The sequence below is a fragment of the Neobacillus sp. B24 genome (assembly GCF_055381825.1).
The window spans coordinates 5,217,741-5,233,223 of sequence record NZ_AP035777.1; the positions used below are offsets into that span (position 1 = coordinate 5,217,741).

Genomic DNA, 15,483 nt, shown 5'->3' on the forward strand with positions numbered 1-15,483 from the left:
TACGATTCTTATCCTAACAGTTTACGTTCCAGACGGTCTAACTTGCCGCGCAAGGTCCCGTCATATATACGATTTCCGATGCGAAGCTTTATGCCTCCAAGCAGGTCGGAATCTACGACATTTTCAATCTTTAGTGAGCTTTTGCCAATTTTTGCAGCAAAAACAGCAGAGAGAGCCTCTCGTTCTGCGTCAGAAAGCGGCCGCGTGCTGGTTACTTCAGCCTCCGCGATACCCAATTCCTGATTGGCCAGCTCAATGTATTCGTTTGCGACATTCGCAATTTCACCTTCACGGTGACGATCAATCAAGATCAATAGTGTATTTAATACATATTGATTCACTGTTGCAAACGCCTGCGTTACAATCTCTTTTTTCTTATCAATCGTAAGCTTGGAAGATTTCAAGACAGCATTTAACTCCGGTGTGTATTGGATAACTTCCTTTACGACGCGAAGTTCCGCTTCAAACACTTGAAGCTGCTGAGTCTCTTTGGCGATTTGGAAAAGAGCAAGCGCATAGCGTTTTGCTACCATCGAGCTGCTCATCGGATATCTCCCGCCTCTTGAATATATTCGTTAATGAGTTTGTCTTGGTCAGCTGCACTCAGTTCTTTTTCAATTACCTTAGAGGCAATCAAAACAGACAGGTGTGCTACCTGCTCGCGAATTGCGGCAACGGCTTTTTCCTTCTGCTGCTCGATTTCAAGCTTCGCGCCTTCTTTCAAGCGCTCTGCTTCTGTGCGGGCAGCGGCAATGATTTCTTCACGCTGGACATCGCCTTGCTTTCTCGCATTTTCCATCAAGCTTTGCGCTTCGTTGCGCGCTTCTTTTAAAAGATTACGTTGTTCTTCCAATAGTTTCGCTGCTTCTTTGCGGCTGTTTTCTGCCGCTGTGATTTCGCCTGCAACATGCTCTTCACGTTGTTTCATGATGCCCATTAACGGACCCCATGCGAACTTCTTGAGCAATAGCATTAACACGATAAACATCGCAAGCTGGAACACGATGTCACCAGTATTGATTCCACTATGTTCAGCTGCAGCACCTAGTAATAGACTGCTTGTTAACACCTCGGGTTCACTCCCTTCAAGAGTCATTCCTCTATATCAGATCGATTATTTTCGTTTTTTAAAATAACTTTGCGGCCACGGCCGCACCTCATAAAGACATAAACGAATGGCGAAGGTTCTCACGAATGATCTTCGCCATTTTTCCATCAACTAAATGTTGATTATTGACCTTGAACCATGAACGCGATAACAACCGCGATGATCGGAATCGCCTCAACTAACGCTACCCCGATGAACATTGTTGTTTGAAGCATACCGCGAGCTTCTGGCTGACGAGCGATACCCTCTACTGTACGAGATACGATAAGACCGTTACCAATACCAGCACCTAGTGCCGCTAAACCAATTGCAATTGCTGCTGCTAAAAGACCCATTTGAAAATTTCCTCCTTTAAATGTATGAATAAATAAATTTTATTGGGTTTATATTAATGGTCGCTGCTCACTTTGTGAGACAAGTACACCATCGTTAACATTGTGAAGATAAACGCTTGAATTGCGCCTACGAAAACAGAGAAACCTTGCCATGCCAACGTCGGTAAAATAGCGGCTAAAGTTCCGCCTACACCGGTTGCAAGACCGCCTGCTAGTAAACTGAGCAGGATTTCACCCGCGTAAATGTTACCGTAAAGACGGAGACCGAGAGTCAGAGTATTCGCAAACTCCTCGATAATTTTAATAGGGAACATGAACCAGAACGGTTTGAAGAATTCCGCACCGTAAGCCTTTGTTCCTTTCATCTTTACGCCATAGTAGTGAGACATGCCCACAATTAATGTTGCTAATGTCAATGTGACCGCTGGATCGGCGGTTGGAGATTTCCACCATAGTTTGCCGTCAATGACGACAGAGAATGGAAGTCCCAGCATATTCGCCACAAAGATGTACATGATGATGGTGATTCCAAGCACATGGAAACGGCCGCCATCCTTCCAATCCATTGCACTGTTGATGATATTTTTCACAAAATCCATGACCCATTCCATGAAGTTTTGCAGGCCTGTCGGCTTCATCGCCAGTTTTCTTGTGGACAGAACGGCTAGTAAAAAGACAATCACAGACGCAACCGTAATCATTAGCACGTTTGCCAGGTTAAATTGGAGACCCAGAAATGTTACTATCGGATTTTCATGATGCAACAGTATTCACCTCGCTTCCCCCGCTATTTATGTATCTTTACTGAGTGAATAAAAAAATCTATCATAATGACAATATAGGCTGTCATTAATCCTATAACCACGCTGATGAGATGAAATTGTTCTGGATACCTCATCGCGACGACAACAGCTAATGCCCCTGTTGCCATTCTTGAAAAAGAGCCGAGTGAACGGACTTTTTTCCCTTTTAGCACATTGTCTCCAAATTGGTCCGCTTTTCTGACCATTAACCACAAATTAAAAAGGCTCAAACTCGTCCCAAAAATCAACCCCATAAAGATTGACTTGTAAGCGGTGAACCCCCAGCCAAGTACATAAAAAGACAATAAAAAAAACATCCATCTTCGTTGTCTTGAGAACATCGCTTGTAATTCGGGCATGGCTGTTTAGTCTCCTGAAAAGAAATGACGGACTGACACCAACATCGAGTATATGCCTGCTGCAAGCCCAATGAACAATCCGATTATTAAGAAAATTGGTTCTGTGCCCCAATGGTGATCCAGCCATTTGCCTCCAAAAACACCGAGTAAGGTGCAGCCCGCAAGACTTGCGAGAATGGTAGACATCAGGGCCATCGCCGTGTATGGATTGCGGTCTTTTTTCATAGAAAATCATCCTCACTGTCAGAGAATGAAATGCATATGGTAAGTGGTAATTGGGAAATAGATTAGCCGGCTTAGTGGCGGGTGAAATGGCAGAAATGTCAATGAAAACCCTATCATTCACACCCTTTGTTAGCATACAATAGGCACCAGGCAATGTCAATGCGTTTACGTGAATTAATCCACAAACAATTTCCCGAAATTTTTACCAATTTCGTGTGACTTACATCACTTTTATTTTATTGGAAAATTTGGCGGAAATTTGACCAGTTTGTGTCTATTTTGTGAACTTTTTTGTTTGGTGTCAGGCACCAATGTGGATAATTCTAATTATGTGAATATGTGGATATGCATTATTTCCCAAAAAGGAGCCCTGCTATCAAGGGCCCCCGATGTAGATCATCGTTTCGATGAAATCTTCTTTGCCGGCTTTCTTAGCGAAGACTTTGGCTAGAAAGGTTCCCTTATAAGGAATGTCTTCGGCGGCAAATTCTTTGCTAATTAACCCCTTTTTCACATTCGTGCTGCTATCGAGGAAGCCGACGAAACGATAATCATTCGGGTCGAACAGCGCGATCCCAAATTCCTCTGCTCCACCCGGAACATACACCTCATAGCGATAGGTATCCGGCTTATCTCCTTCCGCAAAATCAAACCCCATAATTCTTGGGTATCCCGGCTCTTCGAGGACATATAGAAACGGGATATGTATCGTCTGAGTCCCCGCCTCCAGCTTAAGAAAGCCATCATGGATTTTCCCTTTAAAAATTTCCGGGTCAACCGTTAACCTTACCTCCACGTCCCTGGATTCCTTCGGCTCAAGTGTGAATGACATCGGCATCTGCCACTTTAGGCCGGCGACATGGGACGGAATCGCAAACGAAAAGTGCTGGGGACGGTTTCCGACATTTTCAACATGCAAAACCGTACCCTGTGAATTACTGCTGCCCGTGAACTTCCCAAACCGAATGCTCCCGGGTGTAACCAGCGATTCTGTCTTGATGGCCTCATCGACCTGTATCCGGCCCGCCCCCTGTTCATAGGTGCGGTAATAAGGGGCGGATGTAGGGGTCGGCTCCTTCTTGCCCAAACCAACTTTAATTTTTGGAATCACTGCTTTAGCTTCATCTTCATCCTTCATCAGCGGTTTCGCAGTATTCATCAGCGCTGCTTTGATTTGCTCCGGCGACCAGTCCGGATGGGCTTGCTTAATTAAAGCGCAAGCACCGGCCACATGCGGCGCGGCCATGCTCGTCCCCTGCAGCGACAGGTACCCGCCCGGTATTGTCGAGTTGATGGCCACACCCGGCGCAACCAAATCCGGCTTGATATCCCACGTATCGGTTACCGGCCCGCGCGAGCTAAAGTCGGCCAGCTTGTCCCGCTCTTCTTTCACGGTTACACGTGCGGTCACTTTCTTTCCTTTTACTTTTTTTCTTAAAATCTCTCCCTCACGCTTCGTAATCGAACCGATTGGCAGGTCGGCTGGTGCATCGAGGTTACCAATAAAGGTTCCGCTCACATTATTGGCGACCACTACTGCCTTCGCCCCTGCCTCCTGGGCATTTTCCGCTTTTTCCTGAAAGGTAATTTGCCCCCGTTTCAGCAGGACAATTTTTCCCTGAACATCTTTCAATTCCGACTTCCGGCCAAGTCCGCCATCGATGATTTCTAGTGACCTGTCCAGATTCCATGCCGCCGAACCCTCCATCGGCTGAATCCGAAACCGATCCCGGATTCCTTCTATTAATAAATGGGGGATTTCCATCGTCGGTGTGGAGGCGCCAACGGAGATCGCCTTGGTGGATGTCCCCGGGGAACCGACTGTCCACACATTCGGCCCGGAATTACCAGACGCCGCCACCGCGACAATCCCTTTATCGACAGCATTGTCCAGTGCCACGCTGATCGGCAGGTCCGGTCCATTGATGCTATTCCCAAGTGACAGGTTCATAATGTCGACCTTGTCTTTAATCGCCTGCTCAATTGCCGCAATTACCTGCTCGGTGGTGCCCCCGCCGCCAGGACCTAGCGCCCGGTAAGCGACTATCTTGGCCTCAGGTGCAACACCCATAATTTTTCCATTACCGGCAATGATTCCGGCAACATGGGTGCCATGGATGGTCGCGCGGCCGGCCGCAAGGGTCTCCATCGGGTCGTTGTCATCGTCGACAAGGTCATGACCGCCGCCATAATTCCGGCGCAGGTCGGGATGGTTGTAATCGACGCCAGTGTCAATGACCGCTACCTTCACGCCCCTGCCCGTGAGCCGCTCGTTCTCTTTGGTAAAAATGCCGCGGGCCCCATGGCCGCCAATAATTTTGATACTTTCCTCGGTTTCCACCCGGTACTCCGTAACCGGCGACACATGGGTAACAGGAGTATGCTTGGCCAGCTTGGCGATATCGTCCGGGCTGCCTTGTACGGAAAAACCGTTAAGCGCTTCGTGAAAAATTCGTCTCAGTTTGATGTTTTTATATGGTTGGAGGAGCTGTTCTATTTCCTGTTGTGATCGAGGTTGATTGAGCATCACAATCGCCACCGTTTCCTTTGTCGATTTCGGAATGGGCGGGTGATTTAGGGTGCGATGCTGTGATTCCAGAAGGGTAAATGAGGTCGGCAATGCTAAAAGTAGTGCAAGAAGCAATTTCATGATGAAAATTTCCCCTTTTTCCATAGCGTTTTCATCAGGCGGGGAAAGTATACAGGGTGATGGAGAGGTATTCTGGCCTAATTTTGTGGTTTTCTGGTCGGTTTCGGATTTTATCTGGTCATTTTATATGTTTTTCTGGCCATTTCCTGGATGAATCTGGTCACTTTTCACGATAATCTGGTCGATCAAGATTTTACCGGTCATTTTTCATAATTTACCGGCGGAGTTCCCAACTTTACCGGCGATTTCTCACATATTACCGGCACACCCCCTGATTTTCCCCACTTATCTTGACCTTCGCAAATCTATTTACGACTTTTACAGTTTTATTTACAACTTCCCTCATTTTATTTACATCTTTTTAAAACTTATTTACAACTTTCCCTCGTTTATTTACAACTTTTCCGATTTATTTACATCTCCCCTTTTTCCCACAAAAATAAGCCAGGCGCTCAGGCCTGGCTAAAAGGTAACTTCCTTAAAAATTATTTCGTCCCAAACAACCGATCGCCGGCATCGCCAAGACCCGGTACGATGTAGCCGTGGTCGTTGAGCTTCTCGTCCAACGCGGCGATGTAGATGTCCACGTCAGGGTGCGCACTTTTCACAGCCTCGACGCCTTCCGGTGCTGCAATCAAACACATAAATTTGATATTTTTAGCGCCGCGCTTTTTCAAGCCATGAATCGCTTCAATAGCAGAACCGCCTGTTGCCAGCATTGGGTCAACGACGATGAAGTCGCGCTCTTCCACATCACTTGGCAGCTTCACATAGTATTCAACAGGCTTCAAAGTTTCAGGGTCACGGTACAAACCGATATGGCCGACCTTTGCTGCCGGAATCAATTTTAGTATTCCGTCGACCATGCCAATACCTGCCCGAAGAATCGGTACGATTCCAATTTTTTTCCCAGACAGAATTTTAGATTTCGTCATGCATACCGGTGTTTCAATGTCGGTTTCCTCGAGCGGCATATCACGGGTAATTTCAAACGCCATTAACGTAGCAACCTCGTCAACAAGCTCGCGGAAATCCTTCGTTCCAGTATGTTTATCACGTATGTAAGTAAGCTTGTGCTGAATGAGTGGATGGTCAAAAACGTACACCTTGGCCACAATCATCGCCCCTTTTATAAAATATAATTTTTGCAGTCGTCTCATTTTACAGAAAAAACACACCTTGGGCAACTGAGATACTTAAATCAGATTGTTCAAAAAAATCTGCCCTTACCGTTATGCCGACTCAAAAAAATCGGCCCACTATAATAGTAAGGCCGATTCTAGCTGTTAATATTCTGGATATAGCGTAAACTTGCTTGTTAATGCCTCAACGCGTCCCCGCGCTTCCTCAAGCTTGGCTTCATCTTCATGATTTTTCAAAGTGAACGCGATGATCGAAGCAATCTCATCCATTTCATCAAGACCAAAGCCGCGGCTCGTGACAGCTGCAGTTCCAATCCGGACGCCGCTAGTGACAAACGGGCTGTTTTGGTCAAACGGAATCGTATTTTTGTTAACAGTAATGCCAATTTCGTCCAATACCTTTTCCGCAGCCTTACCTGTTAACCCAAGCGTAGTAACATCGACAAGCAGTAAGTGGTTGTCCGTTCCGCCGGAAACAAGCTTTAAGCCTTCTTTTTGCAGGCTTTCAGCCAAGCGCTGGGCATTTAAAATAATATGACGGGCATAGTCTTTAAAGCTGTCCTGCAGTGCTTCGCCAAAGGCTACTGCTTTAGCGGCAATCACGTGCATGAGCGGACCGCCCTGAATTCCAGGGAAAATTGATTTGTCGATTTTCTTGCCCCATTCCTCTTTGCAAAGGATCATCCCGCCGCGCGGACCGCGAAGGGTTTTATGGGTAGTAGTGGTTACAAAATCAGCATATGGAACTGGATTTTGATGCAAACCAGCTGCGACAAGACCGGCAATATGTGCCATGTCGACCATCAAATAAGCGCCAACTTCATCAGCAATTTCGCGGAACTTAGCAAAATCAATTTCACGCGGATAGGCTGAAGCACCGGCAACAATCAACTTCGGCTTGTGCTCAAGTGCTTTCGCACGAACGTCATCATAATCGATGCGGTGCGTTTCGGCATCGACACCATATTCAACAAAGTTATATTGGATACCGCTGAAGTTGACCGGGCTGCCGTGTGTCAAATGGCCGCCGTGGGATAAATTCATGCCAAGCACTGTGTCTCCCTGCTCAAGGATCGTGAAATAAACAGCCATGTTCGCCTGCGCACCGGAATGCGGCTGGACGTTGACATATTCTGCTCCAAAAATTTGCTTGGCGCGCTCGCGGGCCAAATCCTCGACCACATCGACGTATTCACAGCCGCCATAATAGCGGCGTCCCGGATAGCCTTCCGCATACTTGTTGGTTAAAACAGAGCCTTGCGCCTCCATAACCGCTTCACTGACAAAGTTTTCTGAGGCAATCAATTCAATTTTTGAACGCTGACGGCCCAATTCTTGCCCAATCGCTGCAAAAACCTGCTCGTCACTTTGAGACAAATGCTTCATGATTCCATCCCCCTCATTTATGTATGAATACAAAACAGTATGAAAATTTCTTCTTTATTGTAACATGTTTTTGGATTAAGTACATTCCGAAGTTATGTTCGCGTTTTTCTCGAAAAACAAGTACAAAATAAAGAAATCATTCGTGTTTTACTTAACTACAGCTCGTATTTTCATGATTTCGTTCGTAAACAGCCCGCGTCCCGCCAATCAGCTTCGGCCTTGTTTTTGCCAAGGTCACATAGGCATGTCCAACGGTTTTCTGCTTGACCCGGACCGGTACAGCTACATGTTTCAGGTGCATGCCGATTAACGTATGGCCAATATCCACCCCGGCCTCCGCCTTGATGAACTCGACCACAACGGCATCTTCCATGTGTTCAAACGCATAGGCGGCCATTGCCCCGCCAGCAGTGCGGACAGGCACAACAGAAACTTCATCATAGCCTCGCTGCTGGGCAACTGAGCGCTCTATCACGAGTGCCCTATTTAGGTGCTCGCAGCACTGAAACGCCATTTGGATCCCCGTCTCAGACTGAATTTTCCGCAATTGGCGAAAAATCATCTCTGCCACTTGGAGCGTCCCGGCTGTGCCAATCCGCTCGCCGATGACTTCGCTCGTGCTGCAGCCAACAACCAACAGCTTCCCCGGCTTCAACGACACCTGTTCGTTAAACTCAGTTAACACTTGTTCCAGTTCGTTTTCCCATTGTTGAATCATGATTCCCGGCCTCCCTTGGTCATGGTGCCCAGCCATCCTAAAGATTGTTGTTTTCGTACTGTGTAATTTTCCCGATGCGGTTGCCATGACGGCCGCCCTCATACTCACCAGTCAGCCAAATTTCTGCGATTTCCCGTGCCAGTCCAGGACCAATCACGCGCTCGCCCATTGCAAGAATATTGCTGTCATTATGAGCCCGCGTTGCCTTTGCGCTAAACGTATCGTGCACAAGGGCGCACCGAATGCCTTTCACCTTATTAGCAGCAATGCTCATGCCAATGCCGGTGCCGCAAATCAATATGCCGCGGTCAAATTCGCCGCTGGCCACTTTTTCCGCAACCGGCAGCGCATAGTCCGGATAATCGACCGATGTTTCACAATCACAGCCAAAATCCACATAGTCAATCTTTAACTCATCCATTAAATTGGCGATTTCCTTGCGAATATTGATTCCGCCATGATCAGATGCCAATGCCACTTTCATCAAAACTACCCCCTATTAACTATTATTACCTTTAATTTTGACACACCGCCTCAAAAATATAAAGTGACAAAGAACCAAAATAAAAAACCCCCCATGTCCTTGAGGGGTATTATGATTTTAGTTTTTCGATCACTTTATCAATCAGTTTTTCAAGCTGTTTATAGGTATATTCGTAGGTCGCCAGACTGCCGCCGTATGGGTCGCTGACGTCGAGGTCACCGGTTTCCCCGACATATTCTTTTAGTGTAAACATTTTTTCAATGGCGCGCGGGTGCTGCTGCACGATGGCCTGTTTATGCGAGGCTGTCATCGTTAAAATCAAATCAGCCCAGTCCACTTCGTCCCTTGACAGCAAGGTTGAGCGATGATTGTGGGCAATATTGTTGTTATCGAGGACCTGCTTCGCATTTGGTGACGCCTCACTGCCGGTTGACGCAAAAATCCCGGCTGACCTTACTTCAATTCCGTCCAGGTTTTTATTTTTTAAAATCGCCTCGGCCATTGGGCTGCGGCATGTATTTCCTGTGCACACAAATAGTATTCGCTGCTGCATAATGACAACCCCCTTTCCCCTCATTATAAGACAAATTTTCCATATTTAAAAACCTACCAGAAGATTGAAATTAATTTAATCCCGAAGCCAAGCAAGATTGCCCCGCCTAATGCCTCGCTGTATGCGCCGAGAAAGCCGCGCACCTTTTTGCCTAGAAACAGGCCAGCCCATGTTTGCACAGTAGCCATAATACCAAAGCACAAAAGAACCAACACCGTTTTGGCTCCGTAAATCCCTAGGGTAAGCCCGACTGAAAAACTATCAAGGCTTACACTGAGTGCAAAAAGCAGCAACCCAAAACCAACCGGGGTTATGACCTTTTCATCGTCTTTTTTCAAGCTCGACCATATCATTTGGACACCCAGAATGATGAGTAGGAGACCGCCAATAAAGGAGGCAAAGGCGCCTAATTTTTCTGATAAAAATTTCCCTGCCGTTATTCCAGCGAGCGGCATCAACACGTGAAACAGCCCGATTGTTATTCCGATTTCAAACATCTTACGCATCCCCAGCTTGTACATTCCCATGCCAAGCCCGACCGAGAACGCATCCATCCCCAGCGCTGCGGCCATCAAGATGAGCGTTACCATTTCCCCAACCATCTCTGACATTCTGCCTTCACCCCTTGGACTAACTAATTCAACATATGCACGTCCAACGGGATTTAGAAGCCAAATGGGGAAATCGACGGACTAGCCCGTGCCAAAGGACCCCAAGAAAAAACACCAAGCCCCCTTTCATAGGAGCCCGGTGTCTCATTCCACTATTACCTTATTCCCTGCCGCTTTCTGCAGCCGGTTCATAATCGCATGCCCCACGCCAGCTACTGGGAACATCTCGCTAAAAATAATATCGACCCGCAAATCATTAAACTTGCGCAGTACATCATAAAGCGCAGCAGCCACTGTCTCTAGTTCCGAGCGACGGCCACAGGCCAGCACGACATCACCAGCATAGAAATCCGCCGATTCTTCGGTTGCCAGCACCCCGACCCGCAAGCCCTCGCTCCGTTTTTCCGCTACAAGCCCCTGCAAAAACTCCCGGGTCCCTGACACCAAATACAGCGGCGCATTCGGTGCATAGTGTGTGTACTTCATGCCTGGAGCTTTCGGCCGCAAGCCTTCTTCCCCAGACAGCGCCGGATCAACCCGTACCTCACCGACCACCGCCTGCAGCTGTTCCCGGGTCACCCCGCCCGGCCTTAAGATTACTGGAACCGTCTCCGTACAATCAATCACCGTTGATTCAACACCCACTCCGGTTGCCCCGCCATCGACAACACCGGCAATTTTTCCCGACAAATCATCGAGCACATGGCCGGCTGTCGTTGGACTCGGTTTGCCGGAGCTGTTTGCACTCGGTGCCGCAATCGGCAGGCCGCAGGCTCTTAGCAGCGCCAAAGCTACCGGGTGATCTGGCATTCTCACCCCAACGGTCCCAAGTCCTGCACTTGCTTTTTCCGACAGCACGCCTTGCTTCAGTTTAAAAATAATCGTCAGCGGACCCGGCCAAAACGCATCCATTAATAGCGAAGCTTTCTCGGGAACCTCCGCAACAAACCTGTCCAGCTGCTGGCGCTCGGCGACGTGAATAATTAATGGATTATCCCCGGGACGGCCCTTGGCGGCAAAAATTTTCGCTACCGCTTCATCGTTTTCGGCATTGCCAGCCAATCCGTAAACGGTCTCCGTCGGCATCGCCACCACTTCATTTTCCCTTAAGAAATGAGCGGCATCCACAACTTGTGGATTAATCTCCAAATTATCCACATACTTATCCACTTTCCACACTCTCGTATCCATCATTTATCCACCTTCAAAATCTCTAAAACTTTTATCGAAATTTGACGAATTCACGCTGTTTTTTCACTAAGTACGTTTGAAAGTATAAAAGAAGGTTGGCGCAAACACAAGTCTTATCCACAAATTGTGCATAAGTTAGCGGAAAAAGTGGATAACTTTGAGCGAATATCCACAAATCTATAGGTTAAACTTTAAAAACACCGAGTTATCCACATTTAGCACTTGTCGAATGTGCTCAGATTGGTAAAACCCAACCGGCAACTCGCCACGCCCAATCTTCTCAAAACCCATCAATTCAAAAAACGGCAATGCCGCTCCCTTATTGGTTGCCAAAAACAAACTTTTCATTCCCTTTTCCTTTGCCAAAGCGACCATTTGATCAAACAACATGAAAATTTCCTTCTCAGCTTGTCCAGCCGACACCACCAAGGAGCGCAGCAGTCCAAACTCTTCGAAGACCTCCATGCCGAGCGACCCCTTCAAGCCCCCTGCCTCATCCTCCAGCAGCAAAAACGAACTCACACTCTCTCCTGTTAGTCCATCACTCCCAAGATTTGCCCGCTCCAGAAACTTCCGCAGCCCCTCAAGATCCTCTTTATTTGCCTGACGAATCAACGTCTTCATCCACTCCACCCCATTTTTTCGATTCTACTCTATTACTATTGAAAAAATAGAGGAAGTAGAACCAGAAGCAAGGGAATCTAGTAAATTTTCATTTAGTCCATCGATATACTCCGGCATTTTTTCCTAAAGATGCTGCCGCTGCAAGGTGAAATCCGAACTAGACGGCACGTCCTTGATTGCTTTTTTCTCAGCCCTACCTGTTTTCTTTTTAACAGCGTAACTTAATACGTGAGGGTCCATCCTTGTTTCCAGTTCTTTTTTTATCATATTGATAAGGATGATGATAAAAAAGTATGAAAACAGTGGCGCTAACACAATCCATGGAGCCCTAGAGAATTCTCCAAAATTCTGTCCAATTAAGCCTCCCCATTCCTTCGTAAAAGAATTCGGAATGTCTAATCCGATTACTGTTTCCATGGAGTAGCCGCCAATATAGATGTGAAACGCCCCAAGGAACATGATTAACCCGAGCGAATTAATGAAGTGCTGCAGCCCAATTAATAACCCGTAGGATTTTAAAAAGGGTTTAAGCTGGGTTTTCAATACATGGAAATGGCCTGCGCCCATTAAATAAGAGCTTTGAATAAACGTTTCAGCTTTTAATTTCTCCATAATATCCGTACTTACCGTAATAATCGCGGGAATGCCCACGATCACTAGAATCAGCATTTGGTAAAGCAGGAAGCTATTAATAGCGTCCTGATTGTTCATGGGCTGGGAAACGAGCGGCAAGGTCAAAACGATTGGCGGCACCAGCTGAAAGACGAGCAGAAAATCCTTCACGGCTGGAAGAATCCGACGAAGCCATAAGGAAAGGAGGATCCCGAGGATTCCGCCCAAGAATACTCGTAGCAGTGTGACCCCAAAGGCCATGATAAGTGTATATTTCGCGCCGTAAATCAGCATGAACAGAATGTCCTGCCCATTTCGGTCGACACCAAATGGATGGTGAAGCGAAGGGGCAAACGGCGCACGGCCGATTAAGGTTCCTTCATCATTATAGATAAACATCATTCTGCCAAAGTCCTTTGGCCCAAATACAGGATACAAAAAGCTCAGAATTAACAGGGCCGTCAAAAAGAGCACTCCCGCGATGGCCACTTTGTATTTTAGTAGGTTCATAACGTAGTTTTTTCCTTTCGATTCAATAAGAAGTTCCCCACCCTGCCAAGTCCATTGGCAAGCAGTATCGGGACTGCAAACATCAGCAGTCCAATAAGAAAACCCGCATCGGACATTTGGAACAGCCCCAGCATAAAGCCTTTTAATGAAAAAAGATATTCCATCACATAGATATTCGTAAGCAAAAACCAAATGGCAATCCGAAAATGGATCAGACAGAACGGCGATACGTTGCGAATAATATGCTTCACATAAATTATTCGATATGGCATCCCCTTCGCCCGCGCAAACAGGATATACTCCTGCTGCTCTTCGTTTAAAAGCTCCTTCAGGATTAACTGAATGTAAAAAATAGCTGGAAGGAACGAGGCAATGAAAATCGGCGCAAATTTTGGGGAAGCATTAAAGAACCCATATAAACTAAACAGCCTGATATGATAGGTTTTATAAATATAAATGACTAAATATTGAAGCAGGAAAATAACCAGCAATTCCGGGGCTGTCGCTGTAAAATTGATTAGGCCAGTGACCGCTTTTCGGAGCCTCCCCGGAAGCAGCATGATCGTGACAGCTCCCACTATACCTGCAATACCAACCACCAGGATGGAAATACATAATATATTCATCGTGTATAAATAGTGATCCAGCCCGTCCCCTGCAAAATATAACTTCAGCTCCGCAATTCCATCCATCTGAATGAAGGCCTTAACAGCGTAGCTGTATGCCTCCGTAAAATCAGCAAAATGGAGTTGTGTCCTTCCATCCTCACTATTGAATACCAATAATGAAGGCAATTTCACCACAAATAAAAACCCGGCGATAATCAGAATGAGCCGCACCGGCAGATACAAGATTTTTTTCAGCAAATCCAACATTCCCCTCCAAGAAAAAAGACCTATATTGTATTCTCCAAAAAAATCCATTTCCCTTTTTTAAAATAAAAAAACACACTGTGCCGCTCACAGTAAAGGGTTCACTTTAGAGGTGCATGACATTGTTTTGGCATAGCAAGTGCCAGAGAATATGACAACAAAATAACATAGAAAAGAGTGCTTTTTTGAATCGAAATGGCACTCTTTTTTAGGATGTTTTAGCAAACTTTGGTGTTTTGAAGTAGTGAATTGGGCACGTTTTTTTCCAAGATTTCTTCATTTCGGTGGCCAAGACCCCTTATTGGCACCCGAGCTCACTGGATTTTCACTATTTCGGTAGCCAAGACTCTCTATTGGCGACCGAGCTCACTGGAGTTTCACTATTTCGGTAGCCAAGACCCTCTATTGGCGACCGAGCTCACTGGAGTTTCACCATTTCGGTAGCTAAGACCCTCTATTGGCGACCGAGCTCACTGGAGTTTCAACATTTCGGTAGCTAAGACCCTCTGTTGGCGACCGAACTCACTCGGTGTTTTCTATTTCGGTAGCTAAGACCCTCTATTGGCGACCGAACTCACTGGATTTTCACCATTTCGGTAGCTAAGACCCTCTATTGGCGACCGAGCTCACTGGAGTTTCACTATTTCGGTAGCTAAGACCCTCTATTGGCGACCGAACTCACTCGGTGTTTTCTATTTCGGTAGCTAAGACCCTCTATTGGCGACCGAACTCACTGGAGTTTCACCATTTCGGTAGCCAAGACCCTCTATTGGTGACCGAACTCACTGGAGTTTCACCATTTCGGTAGCCAAAGACTCCCCAACTGGCACCGGTTTTGGCATTAAAAATGGCATTTAATTTGACATTAATTTTTAGTTGTACAATAAGTATTGTCCCTTGCTATTTAACTTATTTATTACCCTGTTAATTCTTCTTGAAACACCCTCTAAACCCTTGGTACGACAACAAAAATGGCATACGTCAATTCGTATGCCATTTCGTTTGTCAATTTGTCTTCGTGCACCCTTTACGCTCACAGCCCGTGTGTCTTTCATCCCATTTAATTAAACATTTTATCCCACATCTCAACGACAAAGAACTTCACTTCAACTGGTTGTTCGTCTTCAGCAACATACACTGGATCCTGCTTAGCGGCCTTTTTCACCGGCTTCTTTTTCTCCATAGGTACTATTGTTTCAATGTCGTCCGCTGCGACCGTTTCCTCTTCAAACAATGCTTTTTGCTTCTTTATATCGTGCGCGGTCTTGGCGTCCGACTTAATCGGTGATTTAGCCTTTTT

General features: G+C 46.5%; 17 protein-coding genes. All 17 read right to left on the minus strand.

Features of this window, described 5'->3' with window-relative positions:
- Positions 1–8: 8 nt before the first annotated feature.
- The 17 genes from ACZ43M_RS25675 to ACZ43M_RS25755 all read right to left on the minus strand — a co-directional run bounded on the left by ACZ43M_RS25675 (position 9) and on the right by ACZ43M_RS25755 (position 14,177).
- Positions 9–545: a F0F1 ATP synthase subunit delta gene (locus ACZ43M_RS25675; protein ID WP_464505345.1), complete on the minus strand. Its 537-nt coding sequence runs from the start codon at positions 543–545 to the stop codon at positions 9–11.
- Positions 542–1,069: a F0F1 ATP synthase subunit B gene (locus ACZ43M_RS25680; RefSeq protein ID WP_464505346.1), complete on the minus strand. Its 528-nt coding sequence runs from the start codon at positions 1,067–1,069 to the stop codon at positions 542–544. The genes ACZ43M_RS25675 and ACZ43M_RS25680 overlap by 4 nt, the downstream gene beginning before the upstream one ends.
- A gap of 161 nt (positions 1,070–1,230) precedes the next feature.
- Positions 1,231–1,443, minus strand: a complete 213-nt coding sequence (gene atpE, locus ACZ43M_RS25685; protein ID WP_006838507.1) for a F0F1 ATP synthase subunit C — start codon at positions 1,441–1,443, stop codon at positions 1,231–1,233.
- Positions 1,444–1,496: 53 nt separating this feature from the next.
- Positions 1,497–2,207, minus strand: coding sequence for a F0F1 ATP synthase subunit A (gene atpB, locus ACZ43M_RS25690; protein WP_464505347.1), 711 nt, complete (start codon positions 2,205–2,207; stop codon positions 1,497–1,499).
- 23 nt (positions 2,208–2,230) lie between these two features.
- Entirely contained in the window at positions 2,231–2,605 is a 375-nt protein-coding gene (locus ACZ43M_RS25695) for an ATP synthase subunit I (RefSeq protein ID WP_464505348.1), read from the minus strand.
- A 6-nt stretch (positions 2,606–2,611) separates the two neighbouring features.
- Positions 2,612–2,830, minus strand: coding sequence for an AtpZ/AtpI family protein (locus tag ACZ43M_RS25700; RefSeq protein ID WP_464505349.1), 219 nt, complete (start codon positions 2,828–2,830; stop codon positions 2,612–2,614).
- 376 nt (positions 2,831–3,206) lie between these two features.
- Entirely contained in the window at positions 3,207–5,480 is a 2,274-nt protein-coding gene (locus tag ACZ43M_RS25705) for a S8 family serine peptidase (RefSeq protein WP_464505350.1), read from the minus strand.
- 485 nt (positions 5,481–5,965) lie between these two features.
- Positions 5,966–6,595, minus strand: a complete 630-nt coding sequence (gene upp, locus ACZ43M_RS25710) for a uracil phosphoribosyltransferase (RefSeq protein WP_464508117.1) — start codon at positions 6,593–6,595, stop codon at positions 5,966–5,968.
- 171 nt (positions 6,596–6,766) lie between these two features.
- Positions 6,767–8,008, minus strand: coding sequence for a serine hydroxymethyltransferase (gene glyA, locus ACZ43M_RS25715; protein ID WP_464505351.1), 1,242 nt, complete (start codon positions 8,006–8,008; stop codon positions 6,767–6,769).
- 151 nt (positions 8,009–8,159) lie between these two features.
- Positions 8,160–8,726 carry a TIGR01440 family protein gene (locus ACZ43M_RS25720; protein ID WP_464505352.1) on the minus strand — a complete coding sequence of 189 codons (567 nt, stop codon included), beginning with the start codon at positions 8,724–8,726 and terminating at the stop codon, positions 8,160–8,162.
- 37 nt (positions 8,727–8,763) lie between these two features.
- Positions 8,764–9,210, minus strand: a complete 447-nt coding sequence (gene rpiB / locus ACZ43M_RS25725; protein WP_464505353.1) for a ribose 5-phosphate isomerase B — start codon at positions 9,208–9,210, stop codon at positions 8,764–8,766.
- A gap of 109 nt (positions 9,211–9,319) precedes the next feature.
- Positions 9,320–9,763: a low molecular weight protein arginine phosphatase gene (locus tag ACZ43M_RS25730; RefSeq protein WP_464505354.1), complete on the minus strand. Its 444-nt coding sequence runs from the start codon at positions 9,761–9,763 to the stop codon at positions 9,320–9,322.
- A gap of 53 nt (positions 9,764–9,816) precedes the next feature.
- The gene (locus tag ACZ43M_RS25735) at positions 9,817–10,374 is read right to left on the minus strand and encodes a manganese efflux pump MntP (protein ID WP_464505355.1); all 558 of its coding nucleotides are present in this window, start codon (positions 10,372–10,374) and stop codon (positions 9,817–9,819) included.
- Positions 10,375–10,518: 144 nt separating this feature from the next.
- A complete protein-coding gene (locus ACZ43M_RS25740; protein ID WP_464505356.1) occupies positions 10,519–11,565 on the minus strand; it encodes an L-threonylcarbamoyladenylate synthase in 1,047 nt (348 codons plus the stop codon).
- A gap of 177 nt (positions 11,566–11,742) precedes the next feature.
- Complete coding sequence (locus ACZ43M_RS25745) at positions 11,743–12,189, minus strand: GNAT family N-acetyltransferase (protein WP_464505357.1); 447 nt, start codon at positions 12,187–12,189, stop codon at positions 11,743–11,745.
- 123 nt (positions 12,190–12,312) lie between these two features.
- Entirely contained in the window at positions 12,313–13,311 is a 999-nt protein-coding gene (locus tag ACZ43M_RS25750; protein ID WP_464505358.1) for an ABC transporter permease, read from the minus strand.
- Positions 13,308–14,177, minus strand: coding sequence for an ABC transporter permease subunit (locus ACZ43M_RS25755; protein ID WP_464505359.1), 870 nt, complete (start codon positions 14,175–14,177; stop codon positions 13,308–13,310). The genes ACZ43M_RS25750 and ACZ43M_RS25755 overlap by 4 nt, the downstream gene beginning before the upstream one ends.
- Positions 14,178–15,483: the final 1,306 nt, after the last annotated feature.

Excerpts from the sequence above, each read along its gene's own strand:
- atpE (WP_006838507.1), bottom strand. The coding sequence starts at position 1,443 with ATGGGTCTTTTAGCAGCAGCAATTGCAATTGGTTTAGCGGCACTAGGT.
- ACZ43M_RS25730 (WP_464505354.1), bottom strand. The coding sequence starts at position 9,763 with ATGCAGCAGCGAATACTATTTGTGTGCACAGGAAATACATGCCGCAGC.
- ACZ43M_RS25675 (WP_464505345.1), bottom strand. The coding sequence starts at position 545 with ATGAGCAGCTCGATGGTAGCAAAACGCTATGCGCTTGCTCTTTTCCAA.
- ACZ43M_RS25700 (WP_464505349.1), bottom strand. The coding sequence starts at position 2,830 with ATGAAAAAAGACCGCAATCCATACACGGCGATGGCCCTGATGTCTACC.
- ACZ43M_RS25750 (WP_464505358.1), bottom strand. The coding sequence starts at position 13,311 with ATGAACCTACTAAAATACAAAGTGGCCATCGCGGGAGTGCTCTTTTTG.
- ACZ43M_RS25720 (WP_464505352.1), bottom strand. The coding sequence starts at position 8,726 with ATGATTCAACAATGGGAAAACGAACTGGAACAAGTGTTAACTGAGTTT.
- glyA (WP_464505351.1), bottom strand. The coding sequence starts at position 8,008 with ATGAAGCATTTGTCTCAAAGTGACGAGCAGGTTTTTGCAGCGATTGGG.
- rpiB (WP_464505353.1), bottom strand. The coding sequence starts at position 9,210 with ATGAAAGTGGCATTGGCATCTGATCATGGCGGAATCAATATTCGCAAG.
- ACZ43M_RS25745 (WP_464505357.1), bottom strand. The coding sequence starts at position 12,189 with ATGAAGACGTTGATTCGTCAGGCAAATAAAGAGGATCTTGAGGGGCTG.
- ACZ43M_RS25735 (WP_464505355.1), bottom strand. The coding sequence starts at position 10,374 with ATGTCAGAGATGGTTGGGGAAATGGTAACGCTCATCTTGATGGCCGCA.
- ACZ43M_RS25705 (WP_464505350.1), bottom strand. The coding sequence starts at position 5,480 with ATGAAATTGCTTCTTGCACTACTTTTAGCATTGCCGACCTCATTTACC.
- ACZ43M_RS25695 (WP_464505348.1), bottom strand. The coding sequence starts at position 2,605 with ATGCCCGAATTACAAGCGATGTTCTCAAGACAACGAAGATGGATGTTT.
- ACZ43M_RS25740 (WP_464505356.1), bottom strand. The coding sequence starts at position 11,565 with ATGGATACGAGAGTGTGGAAAGTGGATAAGTATGTGGATAATTTGGAG.